The 1,505-nt window shown below is 61.6% G+C and carries 1 protein-coding gene; it reads right to left on the reverse strand.

Annotated elements, in window-relative coordinates; genetic code table 11:
* Positions 1-224: 224 nt before the first annotated feature.
* Entirely contained in the window at positions 225-1,340 is a 1,116-nt protein-coding gene (locus JHD63_RS22525; protein WP_233168548.1) for a hypothetical protein, read from the reverse strand.
* Positions 1,341-1,505 lie beyond the last annotated feature (165 nt).

Here is a 1,505-nt window from a genome sequence, read left to right on the forward strand (position 1 = left end):
TGTTGCCACGTCTATCACTCCTGGTCTCCTGCTGCTCAACGAAGCAGCAGGTTAGGGTTAGTACGTGGGTCAGGTTTGGATGGAAATCCTGGGGGTTAGTGGGTCACTTCTGCGTGGAAATCAACAGGCGAACGGCTGAATGTGCGTGCTGCCGCAACTCGGGCATTGCATACTCATGTCACCCCTCGAGGTCTTCGGCGGTGACCGTGCAGGTCAATGTGGTCTCACCGTTCTCGGTTGCGGCCGACAGCACGCCGAGCTTGGTCACCCGACCATACGTCTTGCGATCCTTGCCCAGGTTCAGAGATGCCGCCTTCACCACCTGCTGAACGCTCACGCCAGGCAGGAAGCCTGCGGTAGGTCTGCTCACCGCCGTCGCGTGCAACCGCGATCTTGCGGGCGCCGAAGCCGTAGACCTTGACCGACTCCGCCAACGTCACCGGCGTGACGCCCTGGTCGGGCCGCCAACCTACCTGCTTGAGCGCGGCCTCGGCCAGATCAAAGCGCTTGCCGATCGCGGTGCAGGCGAGCGCTTGCTCAAGTTGTGCTCTGGCCTTGGCATCCATCGGAGGCGCCATTTGGCCGTCGGCGCTGCGGGCAGCGGCCGGGCTGCTCGCAGCATTGGCGTCGTAGCCAACAAGCCATAGATTGGTCGGGGCGCCAGGCTGCCAGCCGGTGTCGAGCACCAATTGTTGGAGGAAGCCCTGGAAAGCCAGTTGCTGACGCTCGGTGATCGGCTGCCGGTCAGGGATGGCCAGCATCGGCGGCTTCGGGCCGATCGTCCGCACATTGCCGCTGTGTTCCACCGCCATCTGCTGCATGAAGAGGTGAAGGTTGGCCGCGTTGTTGACCGCATAGCCCACCGACTGTCCCCAGCAGACCGAAAAGTTCGGCACTGCCTCCGACTTGCTCTTGCTCCACCAGATCGTGGCCGTGGCGATCCAGCAATCTCCGCGCGACCAATCCGTTACCGTGACGGCCACGCGCGGGAAGTAGGTCTTCGGTGTTCCGTCGTAGGGATGCTTGGCGAAGATGCCTGCCAGCGGTGTCGATTTGATGGTCGGGGTGCGCAGTGCGTCCCGGGTAGGCTCGCCTTGCAAGGGTGCGGCGAGCGCGGCAGATGTCCTGGCCGCGTCTTCCTTGCTTGCCACCTTCTCAACCGGGCTCGGCGCTGACTGCGACACCTCCTTGGATCGCAGGCCCAGCTTGTCGCCCAACGACACCGCAACGCGCGTGCTCCCATCGGGCTGCTGGGTAGTCGTGCATCCGGTCACGAGTAGGGCGAACATCACAACGGCAATGGCAAGCTTCACTGTTTTCCTCCGATAGCTGGCATTCATACGCTCTATAGCGTCTGATTGTCTCTTATGGTTGACATTAAGAGCGGCTAACAAAAGCCTGTCATCGCCAAGCGCGGGATGCGCGTTGACGGTGCATGGGAAAGAAAAGAAACAAGGAAGTTAGCGCGGTGTTGTACAAAAAGATCAAGCCGTTGCTGCCAGTCG

This window comes from Xylophilus sp. ASV27, from assembly GCF_016428875.1.
In the GTDB taxonomy this organism is placed as follows: Bacteria; Pseudomonadota; Gammaproteobacteria; order Burkholderiales; family Burkholderiaceae_C; genus Xylophilus.

What these genes read in the sequence shown, in the direction of transcription:
- JHD63_RS22525 (WP_233168548.1), bottom strand. Translation starts at nt 1,340, where the DNA reads ATGAATGCCAGCTATCGGAGGAAAACAGTGAAGCTTGCCATTGCCGTT.